13 protein-coding genes and 5 pseudogenes are annotated in these 12,452 nt (G+C 61.7%); 14 read left to right on the top strand and 4 right to left on the bottom strand.

Annotation, left to right across the window (positions count from 1 at the left end; all coding sequences use genetic code 11):
- Nucleotides 1–231, top strand: a 231-nt coding sequence (locus tag AWB81_RS36715) for a CopG family ribbon-helix-helix protein (protein ID WP_062642761.1), incomplete at its 5' end; no start/stop codon positions are given.
- Nucleotides 228–551 carry a type II toxin-antitoxin system RelE/ParE family toxin gene (locus AWB81_RS36710; RefSeq protein ID WP_062642759.1) on the top strand — a complete coding sequence of 108 codons (324 nt, stop codon included), beginning with the start codon at nucleotides 228–230 and terminating at the stop codon, nucleotides 549–551. The genes AWB81_RS36715 and AWB81_RS36710, both read left to right, overlap by 4 nt.
- Nucleotides 552–724: 173 nt before the next feature.
- On the opposite strand, the gene istB is transcribed toward AWB81_RS36710, so the two are convergent.
- Nucleotides 725–1,441 carry an IS21-like element helper ATPase IstB gene (gene istB / locus AWB81_RS36705; protein ID WP_062642757.1) on the bottom strand — a complete coding sequence of 239 codons (717 nt, stop codon included), beginning with the start codon at nucleotides 1,439–1,441 and terminating at the stop codon, nucleotides 725–727.
- Nucleotides 1,442–1,508: 67 nt separating this feature from the next.
- Here istB and AWB81_RS36700 point away from each other — a divergent pair, with 67 nt between their 5' ends.
- Together AWB81_RS36700 and AWB81_RS36695 are read left to right on the top strand one after the other, a co-directional pair.
- Nucleotides 1,509–2,021: a low affinity iron permease family protein gene (locus tag AWB81_RS36700; RefSeq protein ID WP_062642755.1), complete on the top strand. Its 513-nt coding sequence runs from the start codon at nucleotides 1,509–1,511 to the stop codon at nucleotides 2,019–2,021.
- 123 nt (nucleotides 2,022–2,144) lie between these two features.
- Nucleotides 2,145–2,700 (top strand): annotated as a pseudogene (locus AWB81_RS36695) (hemerythrin domain-containing protein).
- A gap of 6 nt (nucleotides 2,701–2,706) precedes the next feature.
- On the opposite strand, the pseudogene AWB81_RS36690 reads toward AWB81_RS36695, so the two are convergent.
- Nucleotides 2,707–3,300 (bottom strand): annotated as a pseudogene (locus tag AWB81_RS36690) (FdhF/YdeP family oxidoreductase); the annotation flags it as partial.
- Nucleotides 3,301–3,324: 24 nt separating this feature from the next.
- Here AWB81_RS36690 and AWB81_RS36685 point away from each other — a divergent pair.
- The 7 genes and pseudogenes from AWB81_RS36685 to AWB81_RS36655 all read left to right on the top strand — a co-directional run bounded on the left by AWB81_RS36685 (nucleotide 3,325) and on the right by AWB81_RS36655 (nucleotide 9,024).
- A complete protein-coding gene (locus AWB81_RS36685; protein WP_235026093.1) occupies nucleotides 3,325–3,573 on the top strand; it encodes a c-type cytochrome in 249 nt (82 codons plus the stop codon).
- A pseudogene (ctaD, locus tag AWB81_RS48585) lies at nucleotides 3,570–5,497 on the top strand (cytochrome c oxidase subunit I). The gene AWB81_RS36685 and the pseudogene ctaD overlap by 4 nt, the downstream one beginning before the upstream one ends.
- Nucleotides 5,494–6,138, top strand: a complete 645-nt coding sequence (locus AWB81_RS36675) for a cytochrome c oxidase subunit 3 (RefSeq protein ID WP_087135440.1) — start codon at nucleotides 5,494–5,496, stop codon at nucleotides 6,136–6,138. The pseudogene ctaD and the gene AWB81_RS36675 overlap by 4 nt, the downstream one beginning before the upstream one ends.
- 7 nt (nucleotides 6,139–6,145) lie before the next feature.
- Entirely contained in the window at nucleotides 6,146–6,481 is a 336-nt protein-coding gene (locus AWB81_RS36670; RefSeq protein WP_062642751.1) for a hypothetical protein, read from the top strand.
- The gene (locus tag AWB81_RS36665; protein ID WP_062642749.1) at nucleotides 6,460–7,386 is read left to right on the top strand and encodes a cytochrome c oxidase assembly protein; all 927 of its coding nucleotides are present in this window, start codon (nucleotides 6,460–6,462) and stop codon (nucleotides 7,384–7,386) included. The genes AWB81_RS36670 and AWB81_RS36665 overlap by 22 nt, the downstream gene beginning before the upstream one ends.
- Before the next feature lie 4 nt (nucleotides 7,387–7,390).
- The gene (locus AWB81_RS36660) at nucleotides 7,391–7,750 is read left to right on the top strand and encodes a c-type cytochrome (RefSeq protein WP_062642763.1); all 360 of its coding nucleotides are present in this window, start codon (nucleotides 7,391–7,393) and stop codon (nucleotides 7,748–7,750) included.
- A gap of 50 nt (nucleotides 7,751–7,800) precedes the next feature.
- Nucleotides 7,801–9,024 (top strand): cytochrome c, encoded by a 1,224-nt coding sequence (locus tag AWB81_RS36655; RefSeq protein ID WP_235026091.1) that lies wholly within the window; start codon nucleotides 7,801–7,803, stop codon nucleotides 9,022–9,024.
- 112 nt (nucleotides 9,025–9,136) lie between these two features.
- On the opposite strand, the pseudogene AWB81_RS36650 reads toward AWB81_RS36655, so the two are convergent.
- A pseudogene (locus AWB81_RS36650) lies at nucleotides 9,137–9,457 on the bottom strand (CinA family protein); the annotation flags it as partial.
- 249 nt (nucleotides 9,458–9,706) lie between these two features.
- Here AWB81_RS36650 and budC point away from each other — a divergent pair.
- The 3 genes and pseudogenes from budC to AWB81_RS47460 all read left to right on the top strand — a co-directional run bounded on the left by budC (nucleotide 9,707) and on the right by AWB81_RS47460 (nucleotide 11,723).
- A pseudogene (gene budC / locus AWB81_RS36645) lies at nucleotides 9,707–10,488 on the top strand (meso-2,3-butanediol dehydrogenase).
- Between the two features lie 87 nt (nucleotides 10,489–10,575).
- The gene (locus AWB81_RS47465) at nucleotides 10,576–11,073 is read left to right on the top strand and encodes a catalase family protein (protein WP_235026090.1); all 498 of its coding nucleotides are present in this window, start codon (nucleotides 10,576–10,578) and stop codon (nucleotides 11,071–11,073) included.
- A 47-nt stretch (nucleotides 11,074–11,120) separates the two neighbouring features.
- A complete protein-coding gene (locus AWB81_RS47460) occupies nucleotides 11,121–11,723 on the top strand; it encodes a catalase family protein (protein WP_235026089.1) in 603 nt (200 codons plus the stop codon).
- Between the two features lie 263 nt (nucleotides 11,724–11,986).
- Here the strand turns inward: AWB81_RS47460 and AWB81_RS36635 are convergent, their stop codons facing one another.
- Complete coding sequence (locus tag AWB81_RS36635) at nucleotides 11,987–12,271, bottom strand: flavin reductase family protein (protein WP_087135438.1); 285 nt, start codon at nucleotides 12,269–12,271, stop codon at nucleotides 11,987–11,989.
- Nucleotides 12,272–12,452: the final 181 nt, after the last annotated feature.

The following is a 12,452-nucleotide window of genomic DNA, read 5'->3' as shown; positions in this document are numbered from 1 at the left end:
GTCGAACTTGCTCAGGAAGTAGATGCGTTGTCGGAGCTTCTTGAGCGGCCCCGCCAGTGGATCATCAAGAAGGCGCTTGTCCAGTATCTTGCGCGCGAGGCAGACAAGCGACGCCTGATTCAGGAAGGTTTGGATGACGTCACCGCGGGCCGCCTGATCTCGATTGAGCAAGCTCGTGCGTGGGCAAATAGCCTGGGCACGGACAACGAGTTGCCGGTACCGAAGGCGTGAGCGTCAAAGTTCTCCCAACCAGCAAAGCGATGTCCGATTTGAGCGCGATCGCGGCGCATGTGAAGAAATACAACGACGCGGCCACCGCGCGCAAGGTCGTAAACGCGCTGCTCGACGAGGCGGAGCGCTTGGGGCAGGACCATTTTCGTCGTATCGGGGAAGAACTGGACGGCTACGATGGACCCCCGGCGCGCGAAGTGCATCGGTGGGTGTGCCTCGCTGGACACTACAAACTTCACTACGAGGTCCTGCCGGCCTACGCGGACGAACCCACTGCTATTGCAATCCTTCGTGTCTGGGACACTCGACAAGACCGTTAAGACGGCGCTCGAGTGATTAATCATGCAACCGCAGCTCAAAGACGCGTCCCAGGATTCGGGGTGGTCGGCATTCTCGCCAGACAAAGAAGTCTCGTCCCGGGCGGTCAGTTGAAACTCCCCCAGTTTTGGTCGCGTAAAATCCCCCACCGGGTGAAGCAGGACGAGGTCGAGTTTTATTCCTCTTTCGTTTTCTGTGCAAGGGCCTCAGCGGCTTCCTTGAGGCGATAGCTTCGGCCGTTGAACTCGATCTGGCAGCAGTGATGCATGAGGCGATCGAGGATCGTGGTGCTCATCGTGTTATCGCCCAGATACGCCCCCCAATCCTGTACGACGCGATTGGAGGTGACGATGATGCTTCGACGCAGTTTGTAGCGCTGGTGGACCAGTGTCTGTAATAGCGCGCCGGCCTCGTCCCGTATCGAGCGAGCCAGGAACAGGTCGTCGAGCACCAGCAGGTCAGCCTCGAGTATCGCGCGCAGTCGCGTCTGTCGCTGCTTCGTTGCGCTGAGCGCGTAGCGGTTAAAGAAGTCGTCGGTTTCGAGATACTGTACCTTGTGGCCTTGCAGAACCGCCTGATACGCGACGGCCTTGGCAACGTGCGACTTCCCGGTGCCAGGTTTGCCGATGATCAATCCGTTCTCGCCGGCGGCGATGAACTTCAACGCGTTGAGCTGGAAGCAGGCCTGACGCGGGATCTTCGGATTGAACGACCAGTCGAACTCGGCGAGTGTGAGCTTCTCCTCGAGTCCGGACTGCTGATAGCGCCGCTCGATGAGCCGCGACTGACGCCGGTCGAGTTCGTCCTGCAGGATCAGGGCGAAGGTCTCGAGAAACGGGTTCTGCAGACAGCGGCTCGGCAAAGCCATCGTAATCGAGGCAATGTTGCTCATTCCTTACGGCCGACCAACGGGCACGCTAGTTGCATTTCCCATTGGCCTAGTCAATCTGGAGCCGACAATGAGTGAACCCAAACTGTCGCATTCGTCTACGGATGAACTCGACACCATTCCAGATACATCAAGTCCGGCCTATGCAAGCCAACACCCGTTGACCCGCGCCTTTGACAAGTTCGCCAGCTTGGTCACCAGATGGGCCGGTTCACCTGCGGCGTTTTGTCTGGCCGTCCTCACGGTAGTCGCGTGGATTGTGACCGGGCCGATATTTCATTACTCCGACGGCTGGCAACTTGTTATCAACACCGGAACCACCATCGTCACGTTCCTGATGGTCTTCCTGATTCAGCAAAGTCAGAACAAGGACAGCGTCGCGCTTCATCTAAAACTGAATGAGTTGCTGTCATCCCATCGCGCAGCGAGTAATCAGCTTATCGGGATAGAGGATGCCTCCGAAGATGAATTGCGACGACTCGCAGCTGCGTATCTTCGATTATCGACAAGGCAGCCGGAAGATGCCACGAGTGCGATGCCAGAAGAAGTCTCGACGTACGAAATGACCCTTCGTGGAGGCTAGTGACCTCCTACCGATCTACTCCCGTTGGCTGCGGCTCGCAGAATACCGTTCCGAACAACACACGACCGTGCCCAGCACGAAGGAGTGACCGTGGACATAACATCGTTCCCAAGCATCACGTCGATGATTCGCATGGATCACACGCACGTGATGGCGGTTTTTTATCGCTATCATCCGCAGACGCCCGTGGTCGAGAAAACGCGCCATCGTCGAACTTGCTTGTACGGCGCTCGAAATTCATGCGCAACTGGAAGAAGAGATTTTTTACCCCGCGATGAGCGAGGTCATGGCCGGTGACGAGCGCCTCGTGAAGAGCAAGCCCGAGCACGATGCGATAAGGGAAGAGATAGCGAAGCTGCGCGCCATGGGGCCGCAAGACGCTGCCTACGATGCGCGCTTCATGCAGCTCATGCGCGAAGTGATGCATCACGTCGCGGACGAGGAAACGGTATTGCTTCCCACCGCCGAGCGCGCGCTGGCGTCACAGCTGTCCGAACTCGGCATGCGCATGACGAAGCGCCGCATGCAACTCGTCGCGCAGCATCGGCCGACCGCGACCGCGGCGAACACCGTCGGCACGTTTCCGCTCGCTTCGCTTGCTGTGATGTCGCTTGGCGCTCTCGCTATCGTGCATTGTCTGCGGGCCGCCGACGCGCGGCGTGTCGGACGCCATACGTGATTCTCATCACGCTTCGCGCGGCCTTCCGTTCACCTCGACGATCAGCACCGGAATCGACTTCGCGCCCGGCACCTTGCTTTCCTTGGCGTAATGCCATAACGGCAGCAGCGGATTGCACTCCGGATAATATCCGGCGATGCATCCCTGCGGTATGTCGTAGGGCTGTATGCGCAGGCCTGCGACGCGTCGCTCGAAGCCATCGTCGGCGATTGTGCGCAACGTGATGCGGTCGTTCTTCTGGAGACCGTGGCGTGTCATGTCGGCCTCGCACATGAAGATCACCATGCGATCGCCGCTGATGCCGCGAAAGCGGTCGTCAAGACTATAGATCGTCGTGTTGAACTGGCTGTCGCTGCGCAGCGTCATGAGGCGCAATGACTGCGGCTCGCGCTCGGGCATATCGGGATCTTCGCCGAGGGTCTCCGGCACGGAAAACTCCGCCTTACCGCTCTTCGTCTGCCACTTGCGTTGGCGCGCGGGCAGATTGCGCGGGAAACCGCCCGGCGTCCACATTCTTTCGTTGAAGTCGTGAAAGGGGTGCCGGGCGAGGAGTGGGCCGCTCATCAGCGCCAGCCGGCCATCACGCCACCGGACGAAATCGCTACACGCGGCCGTGATGTCTTCATGGGTCAGGACTGCGCGCGCTGTCACACCGTGCGTGGCACCGGTGCGCAAGGCACGATCGGCCCGGATCTCACCCATGTCGCCAGTAGGCAATTTATTGCCGCCGGCACGCTGGCGAACAATCGCGGCAATCTTGCTGGTTGGATCGTCGATCCCCGCACGCTCAAGCCCGGCACGGTCATGCCGCCGACCCGCCTGCCGCCCGCCGATCTGCAGGCACTGCTCACCTGGATGGAGACGCTCAAATGAGCGACGAGCGCAACGCCGGCTATCCCGTCGACGGTCCGCATGCATCGCCCGCCGTACGCGACGCGCTCGCCGCCACATGGAGCGATCCGCCCGGCTTCATCGGCATGATGTGCGCGGTCAATCACAAGACAATTGCGCGCCGCTTCATCGTGACAACGTTCGTCTTTTTCCTTCTCGCTGGCATCTTCGCGCTCGCGATGCGCACGCAGCTTGCGCGTCCCGACCAGCGACTCATAGGACCGAATCTCTATAACGAACTCTTCACGATGCACGGCACGACTATGATGTTCCTCTTCGCCGTACCGGTGATGCAGGCGGTCGCCGTTTACCTCGTGCCACTGATGATCGGCGCGCGCAGCATCGCGTTTGCGCGCATGAACGCTTACGCGTATTGGGTGTTCCTGTTCGGCGGACTGTTGCTGTTCGCATCGCTTGCGGTGAACACCGCGCCGAATGCGGGCTGGTTCAGCTATGTGCCGCTTGCCCGATTATTCGCCCAACAAGGGCGCGGACATCTGGGCGCAAATGATCACCTTCACCGAGCTTTCCGGCCTGCTCGAAGCCGTGGTCCTCACCACGACCATCTTCAAACTGCGCGCGCCCGGCATGTCGCTCAACCGCATGCCGCTTTTCGTGTGGGCCACACTCGTCACGCAGTTCATGGTGATCTTCGCGATGCCCTCCATCATGCTGTGCAGCACCGCGCTGATTCTCGACCGCCTCGTCGGCACGCATTTTTATAACCCTGCCAAGGGCGGCGACGTATTGCTGTGGCAACACCTCTTCTGGTTCTTCGGCCATCCGGAGGTGTATCTGATCTTCATTCCGCCGCTCGGCTTCATTTCGTCGATCATTCCGACCTGCGCGCCGTCCGGTGTTTGGCTATCCGGCGATGGTGCTGTCGCTCATCGCCACCGCGTTTCTGTCGTTCGGACTGTGGGTGCATCACATGTTCGCGACCAACATTCCCGAACTCGGCAAGAGCTTCTTCACCGCCGCGAGCCTGATGATTGCGATTCCATCTGCGATTCAGATCTTCTGCTGGATCAGCACGCTGTGGACCGGCAAGCTCAATCTGCGCGTGCCGCTTCTCTTCGTGCTCGCGTTCTTTTTCATCCTCGTGATGGGCGGCATGACCGGCATCATGGTGGCGTCGGTGCCACTCGATCTGCAGGTTCACGACACCTACTTCGTCGTCGCGCATCTGCACTACGTGCTGCTCGGCGGCGCCGTGTTCCCGCTCTTCGGCGCGTTTTTTTACTGGTTTCCGAAGTTCGCGGGGCGCATGCTCGATGAGCGGCTCGGCAAATGGCAGTTCTGGCTGTTCTTCATCGCCTTCAACGTCACCTTCTTTCCGATGCACCTGCTCGGTCTCGAAGGCATGCCTCGGCGCGTGTGGACCTATCCGCACGGACTCGGCTGGGACGGCATGAATCTTACGGCGACGATCGGCGCTTATGCGATCGCGCTGAGCGTGCTACTTTTCATTGTCAACGTCGTGAAGAGTCTGCGCAGCGACGAACGCGCCGCCGCCGATCCATGGGGCGCGGGCACGCTCGAATGGAGCGTGCCGTCCCCGCCTCCGCCGCATAACTTCGATGCGATTCCGGTCGTGCATGGCCGCGATCCGCTATGGGAGCCGTCCGCGCAGCCGGCCTTCGTCGCGGGGCTCGCCGCCGATGCGCGGGAAGTGCTCGTGACGAGCGTGCTCGATGCGCAACCGGACCATCGCCCGCTGTTCCCGACGCCCTCCATCTGGCCGCTGGCGAGCGCCGTCGCGACCACGATTCTTTTCATCGGCTCGATCTTTACGCCGTGGGCGATCGTCTGGGCGTCGCTGCCGGTCGCCGTGGCGATGATCGGCTGGTTCTGGCCAGATCGCGCCGAGAACCGGCTGGCCGTCGCGCGGGAGCGCCGGCCATGAACGCCGATGCGCGCGTACCCCGCACCCGCCCTGACGACGGCGACGCGCACGATCTCGTGCTCGATGTGCGCGCGCTGCCGAGCTTCGCCTTCGGTCACCGCAGCGTGATGTGGTGGAGCACGATGGGGCTGATGCTGATCGAAGGCACGGTGTTCGCCATCGCGGTGATGATGGTCTTCTATCTGCGCACGCGAGCGCCCGCCTGGCCGATGGCTGCCGATCCACCGCGTCTTCTTTGGGGCACGCTCAACACCGTTGTGCTGCTCGTCAGCCTGTGGCCGAACCAGCTCGCAAAAAACGCAGCGGAACGCGGAGACCGCGCGAAAGCCGCGCTGTGGCTCTCCGTTTGTCTGGTGGCATCGGTCGCGTTCCTCATCATTCGGGGATTCGAGTTCGCGGCGCTGAACGTGAGCTGGTACGCGAACGCGTACGGCTCGGTCGTCTGGCTGCTGCTCGGTCTGCACACGACGCACCTTATCACCGATACCGTCGATACCGCCTTGCTCGCCGTGCTGCTGTTCACCGGGCCATTCGAAGGCAAGCGGCTCGTCGATGTCAGCGAGAACGCGATCTACTGGTATTTCGTTGTGTTGAGCTGGCTGCCGATCTACGCCGTCATCTACTGGGTGTCGCGATATTGATCCGAACATGAAAACCTGGCTCGCGTTGCTCGGCGCACCGTCGATCGTGCTGGGATGCCTCAGCGTCAACTACGCGCTGGTGACCCCCGCCTGCCTGCTCGGCGGCCACGCGCTGCTCGACGGTGTGAGCGGCGCAAGCCTCGTCGTCTGCACGGCTGCGACGCTGCTCGCGTGGCAGCGCTGGCGCGAGACGCGCCGTGCGTCGACGCCGTCGACGCGGGATGCAACCGGGCGGCCCGCACGCGCCGGCTTCATCGCAGCGGTGGCAGCTGGAGTCGGCGCGTTGTCGGGTCTGTCCGTGATCGCCATATCGATACCGCAATGGCTACTGTCCGCCTGTTGAAATGCGCGCTGCTCTGCGCGCTCGTCGCTTGTGCCGATGCGCATACACACGTCGCCACGCCGGAAGCATCGCCGCTCCCGTGGACGTTCGAACCGTGGGTCGTCATCGCGCTCGCCGTAAGTCTCGCGCTCTACGTCGCGGGCTACGTGCGATTGCGTGCGCGCGGTGCGCAAGGCCGCGCAGGACGTACGGCACGGCTCGTCGCATTCGTCGCGGGCTGGCTTACGCTCGTCGTCGCGCTGGTGTCGCCGCTGCATGCGTTGAGCGAATGGCTATTTTCGGCCCACATGTTGCAGCACGAGCTTTTCATGCTGGTAGCCGCACCGCTGCTCGTCATCGGCCGCCCACTTGCCATCTGGCTCTGGGCGTTTCCCGCCGCCGCGCGCATGCGCATCGGCGCGGCGACACGTTCGCGCTGGTTCAAACGTCCATGGCGTTTCCTTACCTTCCCCATCGTCGCGTGGACGCTGCACGCCGCCGCGCTCTGGTGCTGGCATGCGCCGCGCTTCTTCGAGGCGGCGCTCGCTCGCCCCGGTATCCACATGCTGCAACATACGAGCTTTCTCGCGAGCGCGATGCTGTTCTGGTGGATGGTATTTGGCCGCGCTTCGGAGGCCCACGGTGCAGCCAATGCGCACGCGATGCTGTCGCTCTTCACGACGATGGTCCACACCGGGGCGCTCGGCGCGTTGCTGACGCTCGCCCCGGGCGTCTGGTATCCGTCGTGCGTCGAAACGACGCGTGCACTCGGCTTCGATCCGCTGCAGGATCAGCAACTCGGCGGCCTCGTGATGTGGGTGCCCGGCGGGCTCGCGTATCTCGTCGGCGGCCTGATGGTCGGTGCGCGCTGGCTGATGCGTCGTGCACCGTCGCGCGTCGGCGTCGGCATGCCGCGCGAAGGCTGATCTCGTGCGCGCCCTCGAATTCGCGCTTTCGACGCTCGTCGCACTGACGGCCTGCACCGGCGAGCCGCCTTCATCTGACACGATCACCGGCGGCAATCCGCGACATGGCCTTGAAGCAATACAGCGCTATGGCTGCGGCGCATGTCATCGCATCAACGGCGTGCCGGGCGCATACGGCACGGTCGGGCCGACGCTTCAGCGGATCGGCGAGCGCGCCTACATCGCGGGGAAGCTGTCGAATTCGCCCGAGAATCTGCAGCAATGGATTCGTTTCCCGCAACGCATCGCGCCTGGAAATTCGATGCCCGATCTCGACGTGAGCGAAATCGACGCGCGCGATATCGCCGCCTACCTCTACCAATGAACCCTCTCTCGCGTCTCGTTCTGTGCCTGCTGCTATGGCCCTTCGCGGTCATGGCCGACGATGAATCGCCGTCTCCGCAACTGATCGCGCGCGGAGCATACCTCGCGAAAGCGGCCGACTGCGCGGGATGCCACACTGCGCCTTCGAATGGCGCACCGTATGCGGACGGCCTCGAGATGACGTCGCCGTTCGGGACCATCGTCAGCAGCAACATCACGCCGGATCGAGAGACGGACATCGGCATGTATAACTATGAGGATTTCGCGAAGGCACTGCGCGAAGGCGTCGGACGCGATAGAAAAGGCTTGTATCCCGCGATGCCCTATCCCGCTTACGTGAAAATCAGGGACGACGACTCGCGCGCACTCTATGCCTATATGATGCACGGCGTGCCGCCCGTGAAGTATCGCCCGCCGGAAACGAAGGTGCCGTTTCCATTCAATCAACGTTGGGCATTGCGCATCTGGCGGGCAGTATTTTCGCCGAAGCAACAGTTCGAGCCGAACGCCAGCCGCGACGCCAGCTGGGATCGCGGCGCGTATCTCGTGCAGTCGCTCGGACATTGCGGCTCCTGCCACACGCCGCGCGGCATCGGATATCAGGAACGCGGCTACGACGAGTCATCGAAGAAGTTTCTCTCCGGCGGCGTCAACGATAACTGGTTCGCGCCGAACTTGCGCGCGGATCCCGGCTCGGCCCTCGGCCGTATCGCGCAAGACGATATCGCTGCGTTTCTCAAGACCGGACACGGCGCGGGCATGGTCGCATACGGCAGCATGGTCGAAACGATCGAGGACAGCACGCAATATCTGAGCGACGATGATCTGCGCTCGATCGCCGTCTATCTGAAGACGCTGGCCGCCAGCGGCGCCGCTGACGGCGTTTTCGATCCGTCGCTCACACAACCGGGACGCCTGAAAACACGCGCGCCCGACGTTGCGCCCGAACAGGGCGCGGCGGTATACGCGGGATTCTGCGCGCAGTGTCATCGAAGCGATGGGAAGGGCGTGCCCAATGCGTTTCCGGCGCTCGCGGGGAACCCGTCGGTCATCGGCGAGGACACGACGTCATTGATCAGGCTCGTCGTCGAAGGCGGCAACAGTCCTGCAACGATCCACGGCCCGGACCGCCAGCCGATGCCGTCGTTCGCCGGACGCCTCACCGACGCACAGATCGCGCAGGTGCTCACTTACGTGCGAGCGTCATGGGGCAACGACGCTCGCCCCCTCACGACGAATGATGTCGCATCGTTTCGCGCGAACATTCATAAATAGCGCGTCCGTCACTGTCAAACTGCTTGCTCACGCCGAGTTCGCGGATGATTTGCTGTTGCCACTTCTGCCATTCGCTATTGCTCGCGCGCATGCTTGCCTCCTTCGCTGTCGGTTACCGTCCCGAGAGTTCGTCGAAGTAGTGTTCGATGCGCGACAACGCATACATCGCTGCGGCGCGGCGCACATCGTTACGCTCGCCCTCGAAGCGCCTGGTCTCGCTGAAAGTCTCGATGCGGCCGTCGCGCAGCTTGAATGACCATGCGAAGCATTGCGTACCGGGCGCGGGCCCGCCGGCAGGAGGTGAGTCGGCGACACCCGTATTCGACACGGCGACGTCGGCGCAGCACGCTTCCTGAGCCAGCGCCCCTTCGGACATCTCCCGCGCGACGGCCTCGCTCGTCAGCCCGTACCGCTTCATCGTTTCTTCGTGCACGTTGCCGGAGATCGGCCAGCGGCAAGCCTGATCAGCAATCGTCAGGCCCAGATTCGCTCGTTCGCGGGGTCGGCAAACTAAGTGGCTCGCTGCATCAGCTCATTGAAGTGCCTTTTCATGTGTGGCTCCCAGCCGGGCGCGGCTGCGGAGACCGCTCTCGTTCCGAACCGCGGGCACGCCGACTGCTGCCGCGAAATAAATATGCAAACCGGTTAGCGTCCGCCGAGACCCTTTTTTCGTTATCGATCTATGAAAAACTCTCCTCCCAGCACGCGTTTGGAATCAAAAGTGGTCATCGTCAACGGTGCGGGGTCCGGTATCGGCGAAGGCGCCGCGCGGCGCTTTGCGGCCGAGGGCGCATCGATTGTGCTGGCCGGCCGCACGCGCGAGAAGCTTGACCGCGTCGCGCGCGAACTGGATCCCGCGCGCACGCTGGTGCATACCTTCGATGCGTCGAGATTCGAGAGGCGCAACAACTGATAAACGCGACCGTCGCGCGTTTCGGGCGCATCGACGTGCTCGTCAACAACGCGGGCGTCGCGCCGACCGGGCGCATTGACGAGGCCTCGCTCGACGACTGGCGCGCGATCATGTCGATTGATCTCGACGGCGTCTTCTACTGCACTCGCGCGGCCATTCATCATCTCATCGATGCGCAGGGGTCCATCGTCAATGTATCGTCGGTCTCCGGGCTCGGCGGCGACTGGGGAATGAGCTTGTACAATGCGGCGAAAGGCGCGGTGACCAACTTTACGCGCGCGCTCGCCATGGATCACGGTCGCGACGGCGTGCGCGTCAATGCGGTTTGCCCGAGCCTGACCGATACCGATCTCACGAAGGACATGCTCGGCGACGAGCAGCTGATGACCAGGTTTCGCGAGCGTATTCCGCTCGGACAAGCGGCGAAGCCCGACGATATCGCGGCAGTGATTGCATTCCTCGCAAGCGAGGACGCGCGCTTCGTGACCGGAGTCAATCTGCCAGTGGACGGCGGCCTAAGCGCTTCGAACGGACAGCCGCCACAGGCATGAGTACCGGCTCAGCTGAAGACTGCCGCATGAGACATCGGCTCGATCGAAAATGTCGCCGCACACGTGCGGCGCCGCAGCAACCAAGGCATGGCCGTTGCTGAAATTGCAGCCATCCCTCAGCGCGGAGAAATCATGTCTTCCTCAATCATTCGTCCTCTCCTGTTCGACGCTGCGTACGAAAAAATTCCCGAAGACGAAGCACGAACGATAGCCGAACTGGTTTCTCAGATGCGCACCATCGCCGAGAGAACCTACGCAGACTACGGCCACGCCGTGCGCGGTGTGCACGCGAAGAGCCATGGGCTAATCGTCGGCGAATTGGTTGTCGCTGAAGGCTTGCCGGATGAATACGCGCAAGGCGCGTTTGACCGGAAAAGAACGATCCCGGTCGTCATGCGCTTTTCCACGAATCCTGGTGACGTCCTCGATGACAAAGTATCGACGCCCCGTGGGATGGCACTCAAGCTGATCGGGGTGGACGGCGAGCGCCTGCCCGGCAGCGAAGGCGACATCACGCAGGACTTCGTGATATCAATGCGCCCGCCTTCACTTCCAGTACGCCGAAGGCATTTCTATCCAATCTGAAGCTGCTCGCGAAGACGACCGACAAGGCTCCGCGTGCGAAAGAAGCGTTGTCAGCGATACTGCGCGGCGCAGAAGCGGTGATCGAAAAACTCGGCGGCGAGAGCGCGACGCTTAAGGGTCTGGGCGGACATGCGGAAACGCATATTCTCGGAGAGAGTTTTTACACGGCGGCGCCATTGCTTTATGGACCGTATTTCGCAAAGCTGAGTGTAGCGCCGGTATCGCATGAATTGGCTGCGCTAACCGACTCCGCGATTGATCTCGACGACAAGCCCAATGGCTTGCGCGACGCTGTCAGCGACTTCTTCTTGACAAACGGCGGTGAATGGGAAGTGCGCGCACAACTCGCGACCGATACCGACAAGATGCCGATCGAAGATGCATCCGTCCGCTGGCCGGAGGACGAAAGCCCTTACGTCACGGTGGCGCGCATCCTCGTTGCTCCGCAATCGACATGGAATGCGACACGCGTCGCCATGATCGACGAGGGTATGGCATTCAGTCCATGGCATGGCGTGAGCACGCACCGGCCGCTCGGCGGTGTCATGCGGAGCCGAAAGGCTGCGTATGAGATGTCCGCGCGATTCCGGCGTGAGCGAAACGGGTGTCCGATAGGAGAACCCGCCGGTGCGCTCTCGTTGGACGACTGAGCATTTGCCGGCAGCAGTTGCGCAGACTCAACAACGAAAAAATTGAGACTATCATGCACGGCCACCATCGTTTCAAATGAGCAGCCACCTCACCTATCTGCTTTAAAATAAAGCGTTTCCGCTTCGAGATCGATCGATAGTGAACAATCCGGCGTTCTGGTTGAATCTATTTCGTACGCACGGCACACGTGCTGGTCGAAAATTTCGATTGCGTTCTGAATAGTTACCGGCGATGCCCCGGTTATCCTTTACGAGCGTGCAGGCTACGTGAGTCGACAAAACTCCTTTGCATAAAGATCAGCGCTCTGATCCAGGTTCCCTGTTGCTGAATAGAGCAACGGCCGGCCATCTGGATTGAGCACCGCTCCATCCACTACCCGGCCCAATACAAGGCGATGATCTCCAGCTTCGAAATCAGTGAGCACCTGACAGTCGAAATAAGCAAGCGCGCCGAGCAATAGCGGCGCCCCCGTGCAACCGGATCGCCAAGGCGTTGACGACAGCTTGTCGACGTCACGGCCTGACTGTGTTCCGAAGTGCTCCGCCAATCCTAACGAGGCTCCGCCTCAGACCGACGAGTTGTACGGGTGACTGCGGAGCGCTGGCGGTGTAAGGTGGCTCCGGTCGAGCCGGCTGGGACGTGCCCAGCGATGTACGAGCTCGAAGCTCAATGGGTCCGAAGACCCGTGGACGACCGGAGCCAATCATGACGTTATCACAGAGTGTGTG

The organism is Caballeronia arationis (genome assembly GCF_001544975.2).
Classification (GTDB): Bacteria; Pseudomonadota; Gammaproteobacteria; order Burkholderiales; family Burkholderiaceae; genus Caballeronia; species Caballeronia arationis.
The sequence above is the reverse complement of the archived record's forward strand: the minus strand, read 5'-3'. Positions and strand labels throughout refer to the sequence as shown.

Excerpts from the sequence above, each read along its gene's own strand:
- istB (WP_062642757.1), bottom strand. The coding sequence starts at position 1,441 with ATGAGCAACATTGCCTCGATTACGATGGCTTTGCCGAGCCGCTGTCTG.
- AWB81_RS36700 (WP_062642755.1), top strand. The coding sequence starts at position 1,509 with ATGAGTGAACCCAAACTGTCGCATTCGTCTACGGATGAACTCGACACC.
- AWB81_RS36685 (WP_235026093.1), top strand. The coding sequence starts at position 3,325 with ATGGGTCAGGACTGCGCGCGCTGTCACACCGTGCGTGGCACCGGTGCG.
- AWB81_RS36675 (WP_087135440.1), top strand. The coding sequence starts at position 5,494 with ATGAACGCCGATGCGCGCGTACCCCGCACCCGCCCTGACGACGGCGAC.
- AWB81_RS36670 (WP_062642751.1), top strand. The coding sequence starts at position 6,146 with ATGAAAACCTGGCTCGCGTTGCTCGGCGCACCGTCGATCGTGCTGGGA.
- AWB81_RS36665 (WP_062642749.1), top strand. The coding sequence starts at position 6,460 with ATGGCTACTGTCCGCCTGTTGAAATGCGCGCTGCTCTGCGCGCTCGTC.
- AWB81_RS36655 (WP_235026091.1), top strand. The coding sequence starts at position 7,801 with ATGGCCGACGATGAATCGCCGTCTCCGCAACTGATCGCGCGCGGAGCA.
- AWB81_RS47465 (WP_235026090.1), top strand. The coding sequence starts at position 10,576 with ATGGCCGTTGCTGAAATTGCAGCCATCCCTCAGCGCGGAGAAATCATG.